At 66.0% G+C, this 22,086-nt stretch carries 24 protein-coding genes; 14 read left to right on the top strand and 10 right to left on the bottom strand.

All coding sequences use genetic code 11. From position 1 onward, the window contains the following. Positions 1 to 11 precede the first annotated feature (11 nt). The 12 genes from F3K02_RS17735 (at position 12) to F3K02_RS28005 (ending at position 10,608) form a co-directional block, all read left to right on the top strand. Positions 12 to 956 carry a catechol 2,3-dioxygenase gene (locus F3K02_RS17735; RefSeq protein WP_177136963.1) on the top strand — a complete coding sequence of 315 codons (945 nt, stop codon included), beginning with the start codon at positions 12 to 14 and terminating at the stop codon, positions 954 to 956. Between the two features lie 145 nt (positions 957 to 1,101). Beyond that, positions 1,102 to 1,533: a GlcG/HbpS family heme-binding protein gene (locus F3K02_RS17730; RefSeq protein ID WP_177136962.1), complete on the top strand. Its 432-nt coding sequence runs from the start codon at positions 1,102 to 1,104 to the stop codon at positions 1,531 to 1,533. A gap of 22 nt (positions 1,534 to 1,555) precedes the next feature. Further along, positions 1,556 to 3,010: a 2-hydroxymuconic semialdehyde dehydrogenase gene (locus tag F3K02_RS17725; protein WP_177136961.1), complete on the top strand. Its 1,455-nt coding sequence runs from the start codon at positions 1,556 to 1,558 to the stop codon at positions 3,008 to 3,010. Beyond that, positions 3,007 to 3,864 carry an alpha/beta fold hydrolase gene (locus F3K02_RS17720; protein WP_177136960.1) on the top strand — a complete coding sequence of 286 codons (858 nt, stop codon included), beginning with the start codon at positions 3,007 to 3,009 and terminating at the stop codon, positions 3,862 to 3,864. The genes F3K02_RS17725 and F3K02_RS17720 overlap by 4 nt, the downstream gene beginning before the upstream one ends. A gap of 12 nt (positions 3,865 to 3,876) precedes the next feature. Further along, on the top strand, positions 3,877 to 4,653 hold the full coding sequence (gene dmpE, locus F3K02_RS17715) for a 2-oxopent-4-enoate hydratase (RefSeq protein WP_177136959.1): 777 nt from the start codon (positions 3,877 to 3,879) through the stop codon (positions 4,651 to 4,653). Between the two features lie 28 nt (positions 4,654 to 4,681). Further along, positions 4,682 to 5,470, top strand: a complete 789-nt coding sequence (gene dmpH, locus F3K02_RS17710) for a 2-oxo-3-hexenedioate decarboxylase (RefSeq protein WP_177136958.1) — start codon at positions 4,682 to 4,684, stop codon at positions 5,468 to 5,470. A 19-nt stretch (positions 5,471 to 5,489) separates the two neighbouring features. Beyond that, complete coding sequence (locus tag F3K02_RS17705; protein ID WP_177136957.1) at positions 5,490 to 6,404, top strand: acetaldehyde dehydrogenase (acetylating); 915 nt, start codon at positions 5,490 to 5,492, stop codon at positions 6,402 to 6,404. Between the two features lie 11 nt (positions 6,405 to 6,415). Next, a complete protein-coding gene (gene dmpG, locus F3K02_RS17700; protein ID WP_177136956.1) occupies positions 6,416 to 7,456 on the top strand; it encodes a 4-hydroxy-2-oxovalerate aldolase in 1,041 nt (346 codons plus the stop codon). A gap of 9 nt (positions 7,457 to 7,465) precedes the next feature. Then, the gene (locus tag F3K02_RS17695) at positions 7,466 to 7,657 is read left to right on the top strand and encodes a 2-hydroxymuconate tautomerase (protein ID WP_177136955.1); all 192 of its coding nucleotides are present in this window, start codon (positions 7,466 to 7,468) and stop codon (positions 7,655 to 7,657) included. Between the two features lie 77 nt (positions 7,658 to 7,734). Next, entirely contained in the window at positions 7,735 to 9,123 is a 1,389-nt protein-coding gene (locus F3K02_RS17690; RefSeq protein ID WP_177136954.1) for an amidase, read from the top strand. A 43-nt stretch (positions 9,124 to 9,166) separates the two neighbouring features. Beyond that, entirely contained in the window at positions 9,167 to 9,958 is a 792-nt protein-coding gene (locus F3K02_RS17685; RefSeq protein ID WP_177136953.1) for a 2-keto-4-pentenoate hydratase, read from the top strand. Positions 9,959 to 10,311: 353 nt separating this feature from the next. Next, positions 10,312 to 10,608 (top strand): DUF2934 domain-containing protein, encoded by a 297-nt coding sequence (locus tag F3K02_RS28005; RefSeq protein WP_177136952.1) that lies wholly within the window; start codon positions 10,312 to 10,314, stop codon positions 10,606 to 10,608. Here F3K02_RS28005 and lon read toward each other — a convergent pair. From lon to F3K02_RS17660, 4 genes are all read right to left on the bottom strand, one after another. Further along, a complete protein-coding gene (gene lon / locus F3K02_RS17675; RefSeq protein ID WP_177136951.1) occupies positions 10,595 to 12,976 on the bottom strand; it encodes an endopeptidase La in 2,382 nt (793 codons plus the stop codon). The two genes, F3K02_RS28005 and lon, sit on opposite strands and share 14 nt — an antisense overlap. 62 nt (positions 12,977 to 13,038) lie before the next feature. Beyond that, positions 13,039 to 13,515 carry an Hsp20/alpha crystallin family protein gene (locus tag F3K02_RS17670; RefSeq protein ID WP_177136950.1) on the bottom strand — a complete coding sequence of 159 codons (477 nt, stop codon included), beginning with the start codon at positions 13,513 to 13,515 and terminating at the stop codon, positions 13,039 to 13,041. A 4-nt stretch (positions 13,516 to 13,519) separates the two neighbouring features. After that, positions 13,520 to 13,948 (bottom strand): Hsp20/alpha crystallin family protein, encoded by a 429-nt coding sequence (locus F3K02_RS17665; RefSeq protein ID WP_177136949.1) that lies wholly within the window; start codon positions 13,946 to 13,948, stop codon positions 13,520 to 13,522. A gap of 152 nt (positions 13,949 to 14,100) precedes the next feature. After that, positions 14,101 to 14,754, bottom strand: coding sequence for a BON domain-containing protein (locus tag F3K02_RS17660; RefSeq protein WP_177136948.1), 654 nt, complete (start codon positions 14,752 to 14,754; stop codon positions 14,101 to 14,103). A gap of 407 nt (positions 14,755 to 15,161) precedes the next feature. Between F3K02_RS17660 and F3K02_RS17655 the strand changes: the two genes are divergently transcribed. Then, positions 15,162 to 15,413: a lipoyl domain-containing protein gene (locus F3K02_RS17655; RefSeq protein ID WP_177136947.1), complete on the top strand. Its 252-nt coding sequence runs from the start codon at positions 15,162 to 15,164 to the stop codon at positions 15,411 to 15,413. Positions 15,414 to 15,459: 46 nt separating this feature from the next. On the opposite strand, the gene F3K02_RS17650 is transcribed toward F3K02_RS17655, so the two are convergent. The 6 genes from F3K02_RS17650 to F3K02_RS17625 form a co-directional block, all read right to left on the bottom strand. Further along, positions 15,460 to 16,341, bottom strand: coding sequence for a helix-hairpin-helix domain-containing protein (locus F3K02_RS17650; RefSeq protein ID WP_343067103.1), 882 nt, complete (start codon positions 16,339 to 16,341; stop codon positions 15,460 to 15,462). After that, entirely contained in the window at positions 16,338 to 18,353 is a 2,016-nt protein-coding gene (locus tag F3K02_RS17645; RefSeq protein ID WP_177136946.1) for an erythromycin esterase family protein, read from the bottom strand. The genes F3K02_RS17650 and F3K02_RS17645 overlap by 4 nt, the downstream gene beginning before the upstream one ends. 56 nt (positions 18,354 to 18,409) lie before the next feature. Continuing rightward, positions 18,410 to 18,835, bottom strand: a complete 426-nt coding sequence (locus tag F3K02_RS17640) for a c-type cytochrome (protein ID WP_177136945.1) — start codon at positions 18,833 to 18,835, stop codon at positions 18,410 to 18,412. 258 nt (positions 18,836 to 19,093) lie between these two features. After that, positions 19,094 to 20,200, bottom strand: a complete 1,107-nt coding sequence (locus F3K02_RS17635) for a DUF8173 domain-containing protein (protein ID WP_177136944.1) — start codon at positions 20,198 to 20,200, stop codon at positions 19,094 to 19,096. Positions 20,201 to 20,206: 6 nt separating this feature from the next. Beyond that, complete coding sequence (locus tag F3K02_RS17630) at positions 20,207 to 20,731, bottom strand: flavodoxin family protein (protein WP_177136943.1); 525 nt, start codon at positions 20,729 to 20,731, stop codon at positions 20,207 to 20,209. Between the two features lie 46 nt (positions 20,732 to 20,777). Beyond that, positions 20,778 to 21,203, bottom strand: a complete 426-nt coding sequence (locus F3K02_RS17625) for a glycine zipper 2TM domain-containing protein (RefSeq protein WP_177136942.1) — start codon at positions 21,201 to 21,203, stop codon at positions 20,778 to 20,780. Between the two features lie 194 nt (positions 21,204 to 21,397). On the opposite strand from F3K02_RS17625, the gene F3K02_RS17620 reads away from it, so the two are divergent. Further along, a complete protein-coding gene (locus F3K02_RS17620; RefSeq protein ID WP_177136941.1) occupies positions 21,398 to 21,904 on the top strand; it encodes a host attachment protein in 507 nt (168 codons plus the stop codon). Positions 21,905 to 22,086 lie beyond the last annotated feature (182 nt).

The following is a 22,086-nucleotide window of genomic DNA, read 5'->3' as shown; positions in this document are numbered from 1 at the left end:
GGAGACAAGACATGGGTGTGATGCGCATCGGGCACGCGAGCCTGAGAGTGATGGACATGGACGCCGCGATCAGGCACTACGAAAACGTGCTCGGTCTGAAGACGACCATGAAAGACAAGGCCGGCAACGTCTACCTCAAGTGCTGGGACGAGTGGGACAAGTACTCGCTGATCCTGACGCCGTCGGACCAGGCCGGCCTGAACCACGTGGCCTACAAGGTCGAGAAGGACAGCGACCTCGACGAGCTGCAGAAGAAGATCGAAGCCTGGGGCGTGAAGACCAACGTGCTGCCCGAAGGCACGCTGCCTTCGACCGGCCGCATGCTGCAGTTCAACCTGCCCAGCGGCCACGAGATGCGCCTGTACGCGATGAAGGAATACGTGGGCACCGAAGTCGGTACCACCAACCCCGACCCCTGGCCCGATGGCCTCAAGGGCGCCGGCGCCCACTGGCTGGACCACCTGCTGCTGATGTGCGAGATGAACCCCGAGGCGGGCATCAACACCGTGGCCGACAACACCCGTTTCATGACCGAGGCGCTGGACTTCTTCCTGACCGAGCAGGTGCTGGTTGGACCCGAAGGCAACATGCAGGCCGCCACCTGGATGGCCCGCACCACCACGCCGCACGACATCGCCTTCGTGGGCGGCGCCAAGAGCGGCCTGCACCACATCGCCTTCTTCCTGGACTCGTGGCACGACGTGCTCAAGGCCGCCGACGTGATGGCCAAGAACAAGGTGCGCATCGATGTGGCGCCCACCCGCCACGGCATCACGCGCGGCGAGACCATCTACTTCTTCGACCCCAGCGGCAACCGCAACGAGACCTTCGCCGGCATGGGCTACCTGGCCCAGCGCGACCGGCCCGTCACCACCTGGACCGAAGACATGCTGGGCAGCGGCATCTTCTATCACACAGGTGATCTGGTGGCTTCGTTCACCGACGTGTACACGTGATCACCCCCCTGCGCCGCTGACGCGGCTTCCCCCCTCTCTGGCGCGCCTGCGGCGCTTGGAGGGGGGACGGCACCTGTGGCCCGGCAGAGCCGGTTCCACGGTGCCCCTGGGTTGAAGACCTCTCGTTCCAACGCCTCCTCTTTTCATGTCACTCGCTCTCTCAGTTCCCTCTTCAGTCATCACCGCATCGGCGGCCTCGCTGGCTTGCCAGGCGGCGATTGCGCACGCAGAAGCATTGGGCATACGCATCAACGTGGCTGTGACCGATGCTTCGGGCACGCTCGCCGCTTTCTTGCGCATGCCCCATGCCTTTCTGCATTCGATCGACATCGCGATCGACAAGGCCTACACCGCCGCGAGCTTTGGTTTCCCGACCTCGAAGTGGGGCGGCGTGATCGGCGACGACGAGCTGCTGCGCATCGGCCTGAACCAGCGCCAGCGGCTGGTCTTGTTCGGCGGCGGTTTGCCCATCGTCGAACAGGGTGCCCGCATCGGTGGCATCGGTGTCTCCGGCGGCTCGGCCGAGCAGGACGAAGCCTGCGCCCGCGCCGGCCTGAAGGCACTGGGCCTAGATTGATTTTTCATCTCCCTCACGCAACATGAAACAGTTCCACAACTTCATCAACGGCGAGTTCGTCGCCACCGGCAAGACCTTCGAGAACCGCAACCCGGCGACCAACGCCGTGGTCGGCCTGGTCCACGAAGCGGGTCAGGCCGAGGTCGACGCCGCTGTGGACGCCGCGCACGCCGCGCTCAAGGGCGACTGGGGTCGCATGAGCGTGGTCAAGCGCACCGAGCTGCTGCACGCGGTGGCCGACGAGATCAACCGCCGCTTCGACGACTTCCTCGAAGCCGAACTGGCCGACACCGGCAAGCCGCGCTCGCTGGCCAGCCACATCGACATCCCGCGCGGTGCGGCCAACTTCAAGGTGTTCGCCGACATCGTGAAAAACGTGCCGACCGAGAGTTTCCAGATGACCACGCCCGACGGCGGCACTGCCGTGAGCTACGCCATCCGTTCACCGCTGGGCGTGGTCGGCGTGATCTGCCCCTGGAACCTGCCGCTGCTGCTGATGACCTGGAAGGTCGGCCCCGCGCTGGCCTGCGGCAACACGGTGATCGTCAAGCCTTCCGAAGAAACCCCCGCCACCGCCACCCTGCTGGGCGAGGTGATGAACGCGGTGGGCGTGCCCAAGGGCGTGTACCAGGTGCTGCACGGTTTCGGCCCCGGATCGGCGGGCGAGTTCATCACCAAGCACCCGCGCGTCAACGGCATCACCTTCACCGGCGAAACGCGCACCGGCGAAGCCATCATGGCCGCCGCAGCGAAAGGCGTGCGCCCGGTCAGCTTCGAGCTGGGCGGCAAGAACGCCGGCATCGTGTTCGACGACGCCGACTTCGACAAGGCCGTCGCGGGCATCACGCGCAGCGCGTTCGAGAACTGTGGCCAGGTCTGCCTGGGTACCGAACGCGTGTACGTGCAGCGCCCGATCTTCGACCGGTTTGTGGCCGCGCTGAAGGCCAGCGCGGAAGGCCTGAAGGTGGGACCGTCCGACGAACCCGGCGTGAACCTGGGCCCGCTGATATCCGCCGAGCACCGGCAGAAGGTGTTGGGCTACTACGCGAAGGCAAAGGACGAAGGCGCGACCGTCGTCACCGGCGGCGGTGTGCCCGCCATGCAGGGCGAGTTCGCCAACGGCCATTTCGTGCAACCGACGATCTGGACCGGTCTGCCTGAGAGCGCCAGCGTGGTTCGCGAAGAGATCTTTGGTCCCTGCTGCCACATCGCACCGTTCGACACCGAAGAGGAAGCGATTGCGCTGGCCAACGCCACCGACTACGGCCTGGCCACCACCGTGTGGACGCAAAACCTCGGCACCGCGCACCGCATGGCCGCCGCCATCGAGGTCGGCCTGTGCTGGATCAACAGCTGGTTCCTGCGCGACCTGCGCACCGCGTTCGGCGGCGCCAAGGCCTCGGGCATCGGCCGCGAAGGCGGTGTGCATTCGCTCGAGTTCTACACGGAACTCAGAAACGTCATGGTGAAGCTGTGAACGCGCCGCACAACCCCGAAGTCGCGCGCAGCGTCCGCACGGGCGGCTTCAACACCAACGTGCACGACCTGGGTGAATCGAAACCCGGTCAGCCGCCGGTGCTGTTCATCCACGGCTCGGGTCCGGGTGTGAGCGCCTGGGCCAACTGGCGCCTGGCGATGCCCGCCATTGCGCAGGACCGCCGCGTGATCGCACCCGACATGGTGGGCTTCGGCTACACCGACCGGCCCGCGAACATCACCTACAACATGGACACTTGGGTACAGCAGGCGCTCGATGTCATGGACGCGATGGGCGTCGAGAAAGCCGACGTGGTGGGCAACAGCTTCGGCGGTGCGCTCTCGCTGGCACTGGCCATCCGCGCGCCGCAGCGCGTGCGCCGCCTGGTGCTTATGGGTTCGGTCGGCGTGCCGTTCCTGATCACCCCGGGCCTCGACGCGGTCTGGGGCTATGAGCCCTCGCTGGAGAACATGAAGCGCCTGCTGGACATCTTTGCCCACAGCCGCGCGCTGGTCACCGACGAGCTGGCCCAGCTGCGCTACCAGGCCAGCATCCGCCCCGGTTTCCAGGAATCGTTTTCCGCCATGTTCCCTGCCCCGCGCCAGCGCTGGGTCGAAGCCATGGCCAGCCCGGAAGCCGCGATCCGCGCGCTGCCGCATGAGACCCTGATCGTGCATGGCCGCGAGGACCAGGTGATCCCGCTGCAGAACTCGCTCACGCTGAGCCAGTGGATACCCAACAGCCAGCTGCACGTGTTCGGCCACTGCGGCCACTGGACGCAGATCGAACACGCCGCGCGCTTCGCGCAACTGGTCGCCAACTTCCTCGCCGAAGCCGACAAGACCTCTACATAAAGCACCAACACCATGATCTCCATCGAAACCCTGGGCGACGAGCTCTACACCGCGTTGCGCGACCGCCAGGTCGTCGACCCGCTGTCCACCCGCTTCCCGAACATCACCATCGAGCAGGCCTACCGCATCCAGGAGCGCATGCTGCAACGCCGCCTGCAGGACGGTGAGCGCATCGTCGGCAAGAAGATCGGCGTGACCTCGGCGGCGGTGATGAACATGCTCGGCGTGCACCAGCCCGACTTCGGCTACCTGACCGACGCGATGATCGTCAACCAGGGCGAGTCCATCGACACCTCGACCCTGATCCAGCCCAAGGCCGAGGGCGAGATCGCCTTCCTGCTCAAGCGCGACCTGATGGGCCCGGGCGTGGGCGTTGCCGACGTGCTGGCCGCGACCGAGTGCGTGATGCCCTGCTTCGAGATCGTCGACTCGCGCATCCGCGACTGGAAGATCAAGATCACCGACACCGTGGCCGACAACGCGTCGTGCGGCGTGTTCGTGCTCGGCGACCGCGCGGTCAGCCCGCTCGCACTGGACCTTCAGACCTGCGGCATGGTGCTGGAGAAAAACGGCGAGGTGGTCGCCACCGGCGCCGGCGCCGCGGCCCTGGGCTCGCCGCTGAACTCGGTGGCCTGGCTGGCCAACACCATGGGCCGCCTGGGCATCCCGCTCAAGGCCGGCGACGTGATCCTTTCGGGCGCTTTGGCCGCCATGTTCCCGGCCGCCAAGGGCGACTTCTTCCGCGTCTCCATCGGCGGGCTGGGCGAGTGCTCGGTGCGTTTCAACTGATCCCGCCCTTTTCAGACCGGACACCACCATGACACTCGACAAAGCCACCATCGAAACCCTCGCCGAACACCTGGAGAACTGCCAGCTGCAGGCGAAGGACACCACCAAGATCACAGACGACCACCCAGACATGGACTGGGCCGACGCCTACGCGATCCAGGCCGCCATTCTCGCGCGCAAGCAGGCGCGCGGCTTGCGCCTCGCGGGCCTCAAGGCGGGCCTCACCTCGTTCGCCAAGATGAAGCAGATGGGCGTGAGCTCGCCCGTGTTCGGCTGGATGACCGAGGACTACGCCGTGCCGCACGGCGGTGAGGTCACCACCAGCGAACTCATCCACCCCAAGGTCGAACCCGAGATCGCCTTCGTGCTCAAGCGCGCACTCAGCGGGCCGGGCTGCCACATGGGCACCGTACTGGCCGCGACCGACTTCGTGCTGCCCGGCATCGAGGTGATCGACAGCCGCTACCGCGACTTCAAATTCGACCTCAAGAGCGTGATCGCCGACAACACCTCGGCCTCGCGCTTCGTGGTCGGCGGCCAGCCCATGAAGGTCGACGGCCAGGACCTGCGCACCGTCGGCATCGTGATGGAGAAGAACGGCCTGCCCGTGGCTTTCGGCGCCGGCGCAGCCGTGCTCGGCCACCCGGCCACCGCGATCGCCATGCTCGCCAACCACCTGGGCGCGCGCGGCGAAGAGATCCCCGCCGGCACGCTGATTTTGTCCGGCGGCATCACCGAAGCGGTGTCTGTCGCCGCAGGCGATTCCGTGACCCTGAAGGTGCAGGGCATGGGCAGCACCAGCCTGCGCTTCGTTTGAGATTCAGAAAAGGAAACCCATGAGCAAGAAGATCAAGTGCGCCCTCATCGGGCCCGGCAACATTGGCACCGACCTGCTGGCCAAGCTGCAGCGCAGCCCGGTGCTCGAACCCGTCTGGATGGTCGGCATCGACCCTAACTCCGACGGCCTCAAGCGCGCCAAGGAGATGGGCATCAAGACCACCGCCGACGGCGTGGACGGCCTGATTCCGCACATGAAGGCCGACGGCGTGCAGATCGTCTTTGACGCGACCAGCGCCTACGTGCACGTCGAGAACTCGCGCAAGGTCAACGCGCAGGGCGCGATGATGATCGACCTCACGCCCGCGGCCATCGGTCCCTACTGCGTGCCGCCGGTCAACCTGAAGCAGCATGTCGGCCAGCGCGAGATGAACGTGAACATGGTCACCTGCGGCGGCCAGGCGACCATTCCCATGGTCTATGCGGTCAGCCGCGTGCAGCCGGTGGCCTACGGCGAGATCGTCGCCACCGTCTCAAGCAAATCGGTCGGCCCCGGCACGCGCAAGAACATCGACGAGTTCACCCGCACCACGGCCGGCGCGGTCGAGAAGGTGGGCGGCGCGAAGAAGGGCAAGGCCATCATCGTGATCAACCCGGCCGAGCCGCCGCTGATCATGCGCGACACGGTGCACTGCCTGACCGAAGGCACGCCCGACCAGGCCGCGATCACGAAGTCGGTCCACGACATGATCAAGGAAGTGCAGAAGTACGTGCCGGGCTACAAGCTGGTCAACGGCCCGGTCTTCGACGGCAACCGCGTCTCGGTCTACATGGAGGTCGAAGGCCTGGGCGACTACCTGCCCAAGTACGCCGGCAACCTGGACATCATGACCGCTGCCGCCGCGCGCACAGCCGAGATGTTTGCCGAAGAAATTCTCAAGGGCGAGCTGGTGCTCGAACCTGTGGCCGCCTGAAGGAGAAGACCATGAGCCAAAAGAAGATCACCCTGCACGACATGACCCTGCGCGACGGGATGCACCCCAAGCGCCACCTGATGACGCTCGACCAAATGAAGAGCATCGCCTGCGGCCTGGACGCCGCCGGCGTGCCGCTGATCGAGGTGACCCACGGCGACGGCCTGGGCGGCTCCAGCGTCAACTACGGCTTCCCGGCCCACTCCGACGAGGAGTACCTGGGCACCGTGATCCCGCTGATGAAGCAAGCCAAGGTGTCGGCCCTGCTGCTGCCCGGCATCGGCACCGTCGACCACCTCAAGATGGCGCACGGCCTGGGCGTGCACACCATCCGCGTGGCCACGCACTGCACCGAGGCCGACGTGAGCGAGCAGCACATCACCTACGCGCGCCAGCTCGACATGGACACTGTCGGCTTCCTGATGATGGCCCACATGAACAGCCCCGAAGGCCTGGTGAAACAGGCCAAGCTGATGGAAGGCTACGGCGCCAACTGCATCTACATCACCGACTCGGCCGGCTACATGCTGCCCGCCGACGTGAAGGCCCGGCTGCAGGCCGTGCGCGACGCCCTCAAGCCCGAGACCGAGCTGGGCTTCCACGGCCACCACAACCTGGCCATGGGCGTGGCCAACTCGGTCGCCGCCATCGAATGCGGTGCCACCCGCATCGACGCCGCGGCCGCCGGCCTGGGCGCGGGCGCGGGCAACACGCCCATGGAAGTGCTGGTGGCCGTGCTCGACCGCATGGGCGTGAGCACCGGCGTGGACGTCTGGAAGATCCAGGACGTGGCGGAAGACCTGGTCACGCCCATCATGGACTTCCCGATCCGCATCGACCGCGACGCGCTCACCCTCGGCTACGCCGGCGTGTACGGCAGTTTCCTGCTGTTCGCCAAGCGCGCCGCCGTCAAGTACGGCCTGTCGGCGCGCGACATCCTGGTCGAGCTCGGCCGCAAGAAGATGGTCGGCGGCCAGGAAGACATGATCGAAGACACCGCCATGACCATGGCGCGTGAACGCGACGCCCGCCTGCAGAAGAAGGCCGCCTGAGGAGACACCATGCCATTCGCACAGATCTACATGCTCGAAGGCCGCACGCCCGAGCAGAAGAAGGCCGTGATCGAAAAGGTCACCGCAGCCCTGCAGGAAGCGGTGGGGGCGCCCAAGGAAGCGATCCGCGTCTGGATCCACGAGATGCCTAAGGAAAACTGGGGCATCGCGGGGGTGTCGGCGAAGGACCTCGGGCGCTGACCCAGGCGGAGGCCGCCGCGGCCGGTTGGTGACAATGGGGCACACCCTGTTCACCACACACCCCGAGGAGAAGGCCCTTGAACGCTGCCCACCTTTCGCTGGCCGAACACGCCTCCCGCCTGCGCCGCCGTGAGCTGACGGCGGTGGCGCTGGTGGATGCCTGCGCGCAGAACCACGCGCGCACCGAACCCCGGCTCAACGCCTACAAGACCTGGGACGGCGCGCGCGCCCGCAGCGCCGCCGAAGCGGTCGACACCCTGCTGGACCAGGGCATGGACCTGGGGCCTTTGATGGGCCTGCCGGTGTCGGTGAAGGACCTGTACGGCGTGCCGGGTCTGCCGGTGTTCGCGGGCAGCGACGAGGCCCTTCCCGAAGCCTGGCAGGCGGCCGGCCCGCTCGTTGCGCGGCTGCAGCGGCAGCTGGGCATCGTGGTCGGCAAGACACACACGGTCGAGTTCGCGTTCGGCGGCCTCGGCGTCAACGCCCACTGGGGCACGCCTTGGAACCCCTGGTCGCCCCGCGAGCACCGCGTGCCGGGAGGGTCCAGCGCGGGCGCGGGCGTCTCGCTGGTGCAGGGCAGCGCCCTGCTGGCGCTCGGCACAGACACCGCCGGTTCGGTGCGCGTGCCCGCGTCCATGACCGGGCAGGTGGGGCTGAAAACCACCGTGGGGCGCTGGCCGCTCGAGGGCATCGTGCCCCTGTCGTCCTCGCTCGACACCGCGGGGCTGCTCACCCGCACGGTGGAGGACCTGGCCTACGCCTTCGCCGCCCTCGACCCCGAGAGCCAGGGCCTGCCCGCGCCCGCCCCCGCGCGCCTGCAAGGCCTGCGCGTCGGGGTGCCGACGAACCACTTCTGGGACGACATCGACCCCAGCATCGCCGCCGCCGTGGAAGCGGCCATCGAGCGCCTCGCCCAGGCCGGCGCACAGGTGGTCCGTCTCACGCTGCCGCACTGCGAAGAAGCCTTCGACATCTTCCGCCGCGGCGGCCTGGCGGCGTCCGAACTCGCGGCCTACCTCGACCTGCACTTCCCGCACAAAGTGGAGCGGCTGGACCCGGTGGTGCGCGACCGCGTGCGCTGGGCCGAGCAGGTGTCTTCCGTCAAGTACCTGCGGCGCAAGTCCGTGCTGCAGCGCTGCGGCGCGGGCGCGGCTCAGGTGTTCAACGACGTCGACGTCCTGCTCACGCCCACCGTGCCCGCCTCCCCGCCGCGGCTGGCCGACATCGACACGGTGGAGAGCTACGCGCCGGCCAACATGAAGGCCATGCGCAACACCGCCATCAGCAACCTGTTCGGCTGGTGCGCGCTGACCATGCCCGTGGGCCTCGACACTAACCGGATGCCGGTGGGTCTGCATCTGATGGGGCCGCCGCGCGCCGAAGCGCGGCTGATCGGCATCGCGCTCGGCATCGAAGCCCTGATCGGAAAAGGTTTTGAGGTGCTGGGCGCGCCCGACCTGTCCTAGCTTGCGCGCCCCCACCCCCAACCCCTTCCAGGCGGAGCACCCCATGAACCAGACAACCGCCCAACTCGCCGAAGCGATCTGGGCCGCCCGTCAGGCCGGACGCACGCTGGACGCCGAAGCCACCATCGGCACACCCGACCTCGCCACCGCTTACGCCATCCAGCGCGCGCTGCTCGGCCTGCGCCTGGCCGCCGGCGAGCGCGTGGTCGGGTGGAAGCTGGGCTACACCTCGGAGGTGATGCGCCGCCAGATGGGCATTGACCGGCCCAACATCGGGCCGCTGACCGACTGGATGCTGCTCGGCTCGGGCGACGCGGTGCATGAGCGCCTGGTGCAGCCGCGGGTCGAACCCGAAATCGGGCTGCGCCTGAAGACCGCGCTCGACGCGCGGCACGCGCCCGTCGACCGCCACACCGTGGCCGCGGTCGTGGAAGGCGCCTACGCCTGCCTCGAAGTCGTGCACTCCACCTGGACCGGCTACCGCTTCAACCTCGAACAGAACACCGCCGACAACTCGTCCGCCGGCCAGGTCGCCGTCGGGCCGCGCCTGCCGGTGACCGACCTGATGGCGCTCGACACCGTGGCGGTGCGCCTGCACGACGGCAGCCGCACGCTGGGCCAGGGCGTGGGCGCCGACGCCGACGGCCACCCGCTGGACGCGGTGGCGCGGCTGGCGCGGGAACTGGCCGCCATGGACCGGCGTCTCGAGGCGGGTGATCTGGTGATCACAGGTGGGTTGACGGCGGCTTGTGCGCTGGAGGTGGGTGGGCGGCTATCGGCGGTGTTTTCAACGGGGGCCGCTTGGTCGATTGAGGTCGCTGTTCAGCGTCCGTGACGCAGCGCCCGATAGGCACTGCCCCGCCTACACATCAAGCCGCCTAGCGAACGGCTCAACCAAAGTCGCCAATGCCAGCGATTGCCGACAGTGGTGGCTGTCAGGCGTGCTCATGCTGACAGCAACAAAGCGGATGCTGGGCATTGCGACCGCCGCTGGGCCGGATGGCAACTGCATGAGGTACTGCGGTCCATTGGGCTTTCGCGCTCCGGCTGGCGTCGCGTCACCGACCGCTTCCTCATCACCTGGACTGACGGTATCGAACCAGAAGAACAAGTGGTGGTTCTCCGAAAGAGCAACCACCCAACTTTGACAATTGATGCGCGTCGAACAAGCTGCCACCGCTGGCGGTCGTGGCCTCGGGCGAAGGCCAAGCACAGTCTGTCGATTACGGGCCCGGGCTTTCCCGCGAGACGCGCATCTGCGAAGCGGCCTACGAGCTCTATGAGAAACGGGGCCGTGAGCACGGTCACGGCTTGGACGACTCGCTGGCCGCCAAAGCGGCCATGGGCGGGTGGGTGCCAGGGACCCAGACTTCAGCCGATCAGGTCGCCCTGCTTTGGAAAGATCGCGTTGTGTTGCATCCGACCCGGTCTATCTGGGCATCGGCCAAGCTGCAACCGGTGCGGCCGCACGTCAGATCAGTTTGAAATCACCTTCTTGAGCCCGTGCACGCACGCCCAACGCGGCAGCAACGGCGTCGTCCACCGTCTCCAGCCACGTGAAGTGCAATGCCTGGCGTGTGCTCTCGGGAACGTCGTGCAGGTCTTTTCGGTTGCGTGCAGGCAGCATCACTTCGCGCAGCCCGGCCCGTTGTGCGGCCAGCACCTTCTCCTTGATGCCGCCCACCGGCAGCACCAGGCCGCGCAGGCTGATTTCGCCCGTCATGGCGAGATCGTGGCGCACCGGCCGGTCGCTGAACAAGGAAGCCAGTGCGATGAACATCGCCACACCCGCACTGGGTCCGTCCTTGGGAATCGCCCCCGCGGGCACGTGAACGTGCACATCGACATGCTCGAAGAGCGCCGACGCCAGGCCGAGGCCGGGCGCACGCGACTTCACCAGCGTCAGCGCGGCCTGGGCGCTTTCCTTCATCACATCGCCCAGCTGCCCGGTGAGGATCAGCCGCCCGCTGCCCGCCACCCGGGTGGCCTCGATGAACAGGATGTCGCCGCCCGCCGGCGTCCAGGCCAGTCCAGTGGCGACCCCGGCCAGGCTGCTGCGCAGGGCCACATCGTGCTCCACCGTGGGCGGCCCCAGCAAGGCCTCGAGATCGGCGGCATCGACCCGCACCTGCGTGTCGCTGCCTTCGGCCACGCGCAGCGCGACCGCGCGCATCACGCGACCGATCTCGCGTTCGAACTGGCGCACGCCAGCCTCTCGCGTGTAGCCTGTGGCCATCGCGTGCAGCGCGGCCTCGGTCAGTTCGCACTGGTCGGCCCGCAGACCACAGGCCTGCAACTGGCGCCCGAGCAGGTAGCGCTGTGCGATCTGCAGCTTGTCTTCCAGCGTGTAGCCGGGCAGTTCGATCACCTCCATGCGGTCGCGCACGGGCGGTGGGAGAGAGTCGATGACGTTGGCGGTGGCTATGAACAACACCCGGCTCAAGTCAAACGGCACGCCCAGGTAGTTGTCGCGGAAGGTCGTGTTCTGCTCCGGATCCAGCACCTCCAGCAGGGCGGCGTAGGGATCACCGTGCAGGCTGGCCGACATCTTGTCGATCTCGTCGAGCATCATCACGCCGTCGCGCGCGCCCGCCTTGCGCAGGCCCTGGACGATGTTGCCGGGCATCGCGCCCACGTAGGTGCGGCGGTGGCCGCGCAATTCGGCTTCGTCGTGTACCCCGCCGAGAGAGACCCGCACAAAGGGCCGCCCGATGGCCCGCGCCACGCTCTGGCCGAGCGAAGTCTTTCCCACGCCCGGCGGCCCCACGAAGCACAGGATCGGCGCACGCCCCTTCGGGTTGAGTTTCTTGACCGCCAGGTACTCGACGATGCGTTGCTTGGCGCGCGCCAGACCGAAGTGGTCGTTCTCCAGCGTCTGCCGCGCGGCGGCCAGGTCGATCACCCGTTCCTCCGGTTCCGCCCAAGGCATCTCGGTCATCCACTCGATCCAGGTGCGCAGGGTCGAGGCTTCGCCGGCCGCATCGTGCATGCGCTCCAGCCGCTGCAACTCCTTGCGCACATGGGCTTCCACCTCGGGCGGCATGTGCGCGGCGGAGATGGCCTCACCGAGACTGGCCATCTCGCGCGCGCCCTCGCCGTTCTCGCCGAGCGCCTTCTTGATGGTGCGCAACTGCTCTTCCAGCAGGATGCGGCGCTGTCGGTCGTCCAGTTGTTCTTTGGTGCGGGCACCGATCTCGCGCGACAGCCGCAACACCTCCAGCCGGTGGCTCACGATCTTCAGCACGGTGCCCAGGCGCTCTTCGGTGGACAGCGTTTCCAGCAGCGCCTGCTTTTCGGGCAGTTCCGAGTCCAGCAGGCTGGCCGCCAGATCGACCAGTTGCGAGGGAGAACGGGTGCCCTGCAGCAAATGCGCCAGCTCGGCCGGCACGCCCGGCAGCAGCGACAGGATCTCCGTGCCGCGTTCTCGCAGCTGGATCGCCATGGCCTCGGACTCTGTCGAATCCTCACCGGTGTCCGCCAGCCGCTCGATGCGCGCGGCCAGGAAAGGATATCCCTCCACCAGCTCGACGATCCGCATGCGCTGCAGCCCCTGGCACACGGCGTGGGCCTGGCCGTCGTCGGCCAGCTTGTGCTGCAGCACCGTGGCCAGCGTGCCCACGCTGCACAGGCCCGACAACCCCGGGTCGTCTTCCTGGGCATCCTTCTGCAGCACCAGCCCCACAGGCGCCTCGCAGGCCACCGCCTGCTGCAGGGCAGCGACCGACTTCGGCCGCCCCAGAGCCACAGGCGCCAGCACGTGGGGAAAGAGCACCAGATTGCGCATGGGCAACAGCGCCACCACATCGTCCGGCAGCGGGTTGTCACAAGGCAAGGGGTTGGATTCTTCGTTCATGGGGTATCCCTCGGTCCACCGCCGGGTTCGTGGCGGCGGCTGCCGGGCGCTGCTGTCTGGCGTCAGTCGGCCGCACGCACGGGGATGCGTCGACCGCGGTCGCTACGCGGCATGTCGATGCGCAACACGCCGTTGCGGTATCGGGCCTGCGTGCGCTCAGCATCGACGATGTGCGGCAGGATCAGATCGCGCCGAAAGCTGCCATAGGCACACTGCAGCAGACGGTAGCTGCCATCGCCACTCTCCTGCTCAAAGTGTTTCTCCCCCGACACACTGAGCTGGTCGCCGTCGATGTCGATCTGCAGGTCTTCCCGGTTCATGCCGGGCAACTCCATGCGCACGATGATGCGGTCGTCTTCCACACGCAGATCGGCGGATACCAAGCCCCACCCAGCCTCGTCCTCGCGTCCGGCGGCATCTTTGCGGCGAAAACGGGTGAGCGCCCCGCCGGCACGGTGGCGCAGGTCGCGCCAACCCGCTGCCAGTGAAGCCCAGGCTTGCTGCGCGCCGTGGCGCCAGGGTGCGGTCAGTGTGTTCATGGCGTCACTGGATCGCGATGCGTTTGCTGGAGGTGTCGGCCTTCTTGGGCAGGGTCAGCGCCAGGATGCCGTCCTTGTAGCTGGCCTCAACCTTGCCCTCGTCCACCGGGCAGGCCAGGGTGAAGCTGCGGCTGGCATAGCCCTCCTGGCGCTCACGGCGCAGCACGCGTCCACCGTTGCCCTTTTCTTCTTTGTCGGACTTCACCTCGGCACTGATGGTGACCGTGTTGCCATCGACGCGCACGTCGATGTCGTCTTTCTTCACGCCGGGAATCTCGGCTTTGACGGCGTAGCTGCCGTCCTGCTCCGAGAGATCGATCTTGATGCGCGGTGCGGTTTCCGGCATCTCAAAGCGCCATGGGCGCATGAGCGAGCGGAACGTGTCGTCAAAGGGATCGAGGGCAAAAGGGTCCAGGGTGCGAAGTTCGTTCATGGTGATGCTCCTGTGGCTCAGTGGAAATGAGGGGCCTGAGTTCACGAACCCAGGACAGCGGAAGGCGAAGCGCCAACCGGGAAACGATGTTGCGACGCTGGCGGCCGGGCGCCATTGAGCTTGCTCAACGAGCGCGCACTGACCGCTGCCCGTCAGGGGCTGATGCGCAACTCGTTGTCGACCCGCGTGATGCCTGGTGCAGACCAGGCTGCGCCCTGTGCGGCCACCCGCTCGGCCAGTGAATGCACCGAACCACGCAGCACCACGGTGGAGTCCAGGACCTGCACTTCGATGCCTTTGGCCTCGCGCTCGGCCTGACGGGTCAAGGCGTCCCGGATGCGTTTTTCGATGTTGTCCGGTGTGGTTCGGCGCTTGAGGACGATGTTGTTGTCAATGCCCATCACCCCGATCAAGGGCCGCACCAGATTGGCCGCGGCCGCGCGCTGGTATTCCCAGTCGACTTCGCCAGCGAGCGTGACCCAGCCCTTCTCGACCTTCACCTGGATCCGGTTGGCCGGCACCGAGCTGTGCCATTTGAAAGCCGTCTCCACCGCGTGGGCGATTTCCGAATCGCTGCGCGCGCTGCCGGCGGTCAGCTTGACGTCGAGCTCGACCGCCACGGCGCGCACGCCAGCCACGCGCTGCACCACCTTCTCCACCTCGTGTTTCTCCGCCAAGGTGTTCAGATGGCCAGAGAGCGTCACGACCCCATCCTTCACCGCCACACCCACCTCGGCCGCGTTGATGGAGGGGTCCCATTCGAGTTCAGCTTCCACGTCCTTCTTGAGTTGCGCATCGGATTTCATGTTCGACCTTTCTGCTGGATGGCCAGACGGGTTGAAATAAAGATGGCCCGCCGTCCTTTCGGAGGGCGGGCCATGGTGAAGGTCCCCGGCGATACCCTCTCGGGCTCCACCGGTCTGAGGTTGCCTTCATCCTTCCATGGTGTGGGAAACACACCATGAAAATCCCCCATCAGGGGGAATCCCCATCTGGCCGTTGCTCTCGGGTATCACCCAGGGAAACATCGGCAACGTCAGTGTGCGCGGGGCCGATGGCGGCGGCATTGAGTGTGCTCAATCGAACCCCACTACCCTGCGACCCGTTGAGCGGTGTCAATCCGGCGTCCGATCACCGTGGGTAGAGTGAATGCTTGTGGTTTGGGCAAGGAAACCACGGCGCAGAGTTGCCGTCTTTTAAGAAGGGCGTACCGATGATGGGTGATGTGGTCCTGGACCCTTTGTTGTGGGAGAGCCTGGAAGCGGGTGATGGTGCCCGCGTCGAGGGCTGGCTGGCATCGGAAGGGGATCATGTGCGCGCAGGGCAGCCGATCGCGCGGGTGCGCTTGCTGCACCAGTCGCTCGAACTGGTTGCTCCCCACGACGGCGTTCTGGAAACCATTCTGGTTCCCACGGGTGATCGTTTTGCGCACGGCGCCGTGTTGGCGCGGGTGGTCACTTTCTAACGGCGCGGCAGACACACGCCCTGGGCACCAGGCTGCCTTGAGCCCCTCAGGCTGCGGCCTGCGCGTACCACTGCCGGCATTCGATCTCGCGACCACGCACCACCCGCTTCCCGACCAAGGCGCCCCGCCCTGCGGTGACCACGGTGCAGGGGTGTTCGTGATGCGCCTCGTCCTCGGCATAAATCACCACCCAGTCGTGGGTGCGGTCCAGCTCGTGGGCACGCGCCGTGTTGGAGTACAGCGCGGTGAAATGCCAGCCGGATTTGTTGGCGTGCAGCACCGGCAGCCAGGCACGGTTCTCCGGGTTGAAGCGCTTGGGCGCGATCTTGGGCAACTTGTCGGCCTCGGCGGCGGCGCGGTATTCGCGGTCCACCTGCAGCAGCAGCGCCACCGGCGGCTCCGCCCCTGTCAGACCGCGCGACAGACCACCCTGGCGCCGAGTGCGCCTGCGATCGAGCATCTGCGTCAGGGCCGCGCCAATGGCGGCCGCACGGCGTGGGCCTATGCCTTCGACGGCTTCCAGCCGGCCAGCGCGGGCTGCGCCTTCCAGCGCCTCCAGTGTGTCCACGCCCAGTGCCTCGTGCAGGCGCATGGCCAGATCGGGACCGACGCCCGGGATGGTGCGAAACAGGGCCTCCGTGTCCGAACTGCCGCGCAAGCGTTCCAGCTGCTGCCAATGACCTGTCTCCAACATTTCCACGATCGCGGCCGCGATCCGCTGGCCAACGCCCGGCAGCGCGTCCAGCGCGGCCACACCGCCGCCGCGATGGATCTCCCGCAGGGAAGTCCCCAGCTGGGCCACGGTCTCGCTGGCGCGCTGGTAGGCCGCCACACGAAAGGGGTTGTCGCCCTGGGCTTCGAGCAACGCGGCCATTTCGGCCAGCGCCTGGGCGATGGTGGCGTTGGTCACGCCGGGCAGTGTGGTCACACGCCAAAAGGGTAGGTATCGGCCAAGCCCTCGCGCACCTTGGTCGGCAACGGCGTCACCGCACGGGTTTCGTTGAGCCAGATGTATTCGTCAAACTGGCGCGGCAACACGGCGTCGAAATAATGGCTCTGGCGCTCTGTGTCTGGGCGGTAGATCACCCCGATGGCGCGCTCCATCCGGGGAACAGCCAAGCCATCCACCATGGCTTTTGTCCCCGCCTGTTCACGCAGCGGCAGCACAAATCGCTCGACACCGCTGGCATGAAACAGGTGTTCGTAGCTGCCAGGCAGCGCCGGGCGAACGGCCTTCACCTCCATAGGCCCATCCCACTCGCTCGAGGCGGCCACGGTGCCACCATGGGTACCAAAACCCACCAGGCAGGCCGATGCGCCAAACGCCTGGCGACAAAGGTGCCCCAGGTTGAACTCCTGGCGCAGCGACATCTCGGTGGCCGCCGAATCACCGACGTGCGAGTTGTGCGCCCACACCACGGCCTTGCTGTCCGCGCCATGGAAGGACAGCAGGTGCTGCAGGGTCGAGAACATGTGGCTGTCACGCAGATTCCAGGCCACGCGCGAGCCGTAATACATGGTGCGGTAATAGCGCTCGGCCTGGCTGACGACACGGGCATTTTGCAGAGCGTCCAGCAGGCGTTCACCATCCTGGCCGATGTAGACCGGGCTTTTCTGCTGCAAGTCCACCAGCATCTTCACGACGTCTTGTTCGCAGCTTCGGTAGCGTGTGGTCAGTGCCGCCAGCCCGTAGCTGGCGGGATCGGACTGCCAGGGCGTGAGGCATCCGTAGCGCTGCCGGGCGACCTGCGCCGTGGGCGGATCCACACGGTCCAGGTAGGCCAACACGGCGTCGATGGAGCTGTACAGGCTGTAGAGATCGAGCCCGTGGAATGCCACCGGCTGCGCAGCCTGTCTGTTGTGCTCGCGCAGCCAATCGACAAAGCCACGCACTTCCTCGTTGCGCCACATCCAGGTGGGGAACCGGGCAAACCCGGACCAGGCTTCGTCCGTCGTCGATCCCCCTCGCACATGCCGATCAATCTGTGCCGCATCGGGCCAGTCGCCCTCGATGGCGACAAACGAAAAGCCCTTTCGAGTGATCAGTTCGCGCGTGATGCGCTCGCGCATGCGGTAGAAGTCCGATGTGCCGTGCGTGGCCTCGCCCAGCAACACGACACGCGCATCGCCCACGCGCTGCAGCAGAGGTTCCAACTCGGCCGAGTCCACCGAGTCGAAGCGTTCGGCCACCGCTGCCACTTGGGCTGCCAGCGTTGCGTCAGCAACAGCGGTCCCTTTGCCCTTCGCCGTTCCGACATGCATGCGCCACATGGCGCCGGCGTGCGCGCCCACATGCGGCGTTTCACCCAGCACCAGTTCAGCTCCGATGTCTGCCATGTCCTCCACACGGAACTGGTTGCCCCGCAAGCGCGTCACCCGAACCAGCTCCCCCACCTCGGGGTCATCGCCCAGGGTCATGACGAGCCTGCCGCCCTCTGACAACTGGTCTTTCAACATCTGGGGAACGTGGCGGGAACGGGCATGCACCACGATCGCATCGAACGGCGCTTCTTCCGGCCAGCCTTCGGTCCCGCTGTCGTGACGCACATGCACGTTGTGGCAACCCAGGCGTGCGAGCGTGGAAGTGGCCGCCAGCGCGGCCGGTCCCTGTGGCTCGACGCTGTACACGCTCGCGCACAGGCGCGACAGCAGCGCCGTCACATACCCCACGCCTGTCCCGATCTCAAGCACTCTGTCTTTCGCCTTGAGGCCCAGCGCGGCGAGCACAACGCCCACCTCGCTCGGGCGCGGCAACAACAGGCCCCCGCTAATGGGCAGCGCCACATCGTCAAACGCGAACTCCAGCAAAACCTTGGGCGCGAACTCCTCGCGCGGCACTTCACGCATCGCGTCGAGCACGCTCTCGGCACGCACGTTGCGGCCCATCACATGCCGCTCCACCATGACTGCCCTGCGCTGGAGAAGCTCTGAATGGTTCATGTCTCTGTCTTCAGCAGAAATTCACAGACGGCTTTACTGCTGCCGCAGGGTTGGGATCAAGTTGTCTGGATGCGGCTGATGTATTCAAGGAGGACCAAGATGCGAGCCCGCACCAGTTCAGCTGAGTCGTAGCGGCCTCGCGCCTCGCGCATCTGCTGCGCACCCTCGATTTGATATTCACGACCCCACACGGGCATATCGCGTGAACCGTGGCTGGGTACGCCTGCGCCGTCCACCACTGCGTACAACCGGTTGATGGGCAAAACACCCTTGTTCTGCTTCGCCAGCTGCGTCAGATCGGGAGGGCTCTTGCGCAGCAATTCGCCCAACGGTCCATTGCCTTTGCCGTCGAGACCGTGACAACTGGCGCAGTTTTCAGAAAACTCCTGCTTGCCCGGATCGTAAACAGCAGACTGGGCCATCGCGGCGCCACCGCAGCATGCAATGGCAAGCGCAAGAAGTGTTCTCTGGAGTGTGTTCATGGTGTGGCTCCTGTGGTGGTTTGGCTAGGGCCCGCACAGGGAATCCGTGCGAACAGGCATTCATGCTAGGTCCCACCCCATCTGCACCCATTGAGGCTGCTCAATCGGAACCCAGCATTTCACAAGGCCCACCGCTCTGAAAACCCCAAGCGACAGATCTGCCAGCATGTCAACCCGGCGGCATGTGACTTGGCTGTCACTTTCAGGGAGCTGCCCAGGCTTCGAGGGTGTACACCGGAGGCGCGCTGTGTTTCCTGCTCACGCTGCGCCTTCGGATCGACTGACCAGTCGGCGGCGCCACTCCAGCACGCAGGCACCCAGGCCGGCGGCCATGGTGGCTGTTACCAGCATTGGCCCCACCAGGGGCACTGCGCTCACCACCAACAGGACGACCCCGACCACGGCCATCCAGCCATAGGGAACCACCAAGCCTGTGGCGTTGGCCGGCGAGGCATGTGTTGACAGCCAGCGCGCCGCATACAGAACACCGATCAACCAGCCCAGCAGCAGCAACGGCGGGTACATGGCCATGATCAACAATCCCAGTGGAATGCCCAGGAGCGTGAAAAACAGCAACAGCGACAACACTGGCAGGGCCAGCAGCAACACCGCGCCCAGTCCCAAGGTACGCCACGGCCCGGTTTCGATATGTTGCGCCGCCTGAACAGCAAAACGGGAAAACACGAACAGCATCACGCCGGCCAGGGCAAACACACCGAGAAGACCCATGGACAGCGGCATCAGCAGCCACCATCCACTCAGCGCGGGCCGCCTGTCTTCGTGCATGTTTTGCCGCTCGATGCGCTGCAGCGGACCGGTGACCACGGCGGCCGGGTCCTGCGTGAAGGTTGATGCTGTGTAGCTCAGTCCACCGCCCACCCGGGCCTTTGATCCGAGCTCAAGCTCTTCCACGGAGGCCTGCACGTCGCCGCCCACCGGCCCGTTGAGCACCAGTCGACGCGCGCGCACATTCAACGAACCGACCACCCGGCCGCCAATCAGCACATCGCCCCCGGCAAGGTCGGCCCGGCCGCCCACCTGCGCGGCGTTGGTCAGTCTGAGGGTGCCTGCGGCTGCCAACACGTCGCCGCCGACCGAACTCTCGACAGAGACATCACCGCCGACTGCGCGCAAATCTTCGCCCACAGGAGCAAGCACATCGACCGCACCGCCCAATAGCAAGGCGTCATCAGCGACTGCCCGGTCCAGCACAACGCGCCCGCCCAACGCTGAAAAGTCGCCATTCACTGTTGTTGCGGTCCGAACCGAGGAACCGAATACCTGCTCGTTGCGCTCGACCACTATCGGCTGGGCGAATGCGCCCGACATCAACATGGCAAGACAAACCAGCGGCGCGACTTTCAAGGCGCTTCAGGCGGGAGCCTGATCCTGCACGGCGCGCGGCGGGACGGAGGCAGAACGAACCCGCTTGAGTTCGCGCAGGAAGCGTTGAAACGCCGGGTCTTGCTGGCAATGATCTACCGCCCGCTCGGTCAATGCGATCCTGGCCAGAGCGGGATGACCGCACAAGCGTTCCAGGTCGTCCAGCACCTTGGCGTGGCCAGAACCACCGCAGGTGCAAAACACCGCCACGTTGCCCAGCGCACGGTGGTGGCGATGCAGCCAGCTGCGAACGGGGCTGGACACGGACCAGAACCACACCGGTGTGCCCACGATCACCAGGTCGTAGTCACCCGGGCGGAGGCGTCCACGTTTGATGGGAGGTTGCAGGCCCAGGATCGCCTCCATGGCCGAACGCAGGTAGCCCAACACACCATCGCGGCTCGTGAGTTCCTCAATGCGCTCGATGTCGGCATGGCAGCGGGCAGCGATCTGTCTGGCCACGAGGTCGGTGTGGCCGGTTCGGGAGTAATGGACGACCAGGATGCGGTTCATGGTTGACTTCCTTCCGACGGTGACTGGTTTCTGGTACCACCGAACGTCAGGGTTGGGCGCGCCAGCTGCCATCCGCCTGCCGGCAGGCTGTGCCCACCATCTGCTCTACGCGGCCACCAATCACCGCGTTCACCTGGTATTCGCGACAGGGGCCTTCGTCGCTGCCGTAGGTGCGTGTGGGCACCACGGTGTAGCGGTAGCCGGTGTCGGGATTGACCCACTGGCTGGAAACGCCAGTCCGTACCGTTTCCAGCGTCTGGGCAGTCATGTACCTGTCGCGCTCGGCCATCGAACGGCCCACGGCGCCACCCACGGCCACACCAGTGAGAGTGCCCAGGATGACGGCGGCCGTGCGGCCACTGCCCTGACCGAACTGCGAACCGACCACACCACCAAGCAGGCCACCGATCACCATGCCGCTTTGCTCCTGCGTCACCGGCGTCTGGCACGCCGTCAGCGCCAAGGAAGTCATCAGAACCGGCAGTGATCGTTTCAGAAAAATAGTGCCCATGTCAGCTCCAAGAAATTCGCTGCATGCGTGCAACGCTTTTTCAGTCTGGGCGGGAGATCACCTGGCTGGATTGAGCCTGCTCAATGCCCCTGCAGATTGGCGCACACAGCCCCTTGTCGTCGCCAGGGCTTGCGTGTCCGCATTGAGCGAACTCAATGGGTTACGGTTTTTTCGGCACTAGATTTTGTGACCTTGAATTGAAAGCAGCCATCATGAAAAAGCATTGGATTTTGGTCGCGAACGGGTCCATGGCCCGTTTCTTCAGTCGCGCCAGCGTGGGCGATCCGCTGTTGGCAGTGGAGACCTTCGACTTTCCCGCGGGACGCCTCAAAGACAACGAGCTCGAACGCGAACGCCAGGGCCATGGGAGCAATGACAACAGCAGCGCAGTCGTTCACTTCGAGCCGCACACGAGCACCCACAAGAAGGTGCTGCACCATTTCGCCATTGAACTGGCCAAGCGGCTGGAGGAAGGTGCGGTCGATGGCGAATATGAGACCTTCTGGCTGATCGCCCCCGGCCCGCTCCTGAGCGAAACCAAGGCCTGCCTGAACCGGGGTGTGGCCTACCGACTTCAATGGTCCCACGACGCGGACTTCACGGGTCTGGACGTTGGCACGCTTGAGAGCCGTCTGCGCGAGCTACACCGATCTGCACGGTGAAGCCACGACCACGTACGCAGAGTCCATGCTGTTCTTCATCGCTGCGCTAGACAATCATGTGAAGACGGGGTCAAGAAGTAAGGACCCTCACACTGTGAAACACTGAGGGCAGTGCACACGCGAAATCCACGTATCACTCTATGCAACCGGGGTTGACATGTGTTGAGAAGCCGGTGACGGAG

It is taken from the genome of Hydrogenophaga aromaticivorans (genome assembly GCF_013387465.1).
Taxonomy (GTDB): Bacteria; Pseudomonadota; Gammaproteobacteria; order Burkholderiales; family Burkholderiaceae_C; genus Hydrogenophaga; species Hydrogenophaga aromaticivorans.
This window is presented reverse-complemented; position numbering and strand designations above follow the sequence as displayed.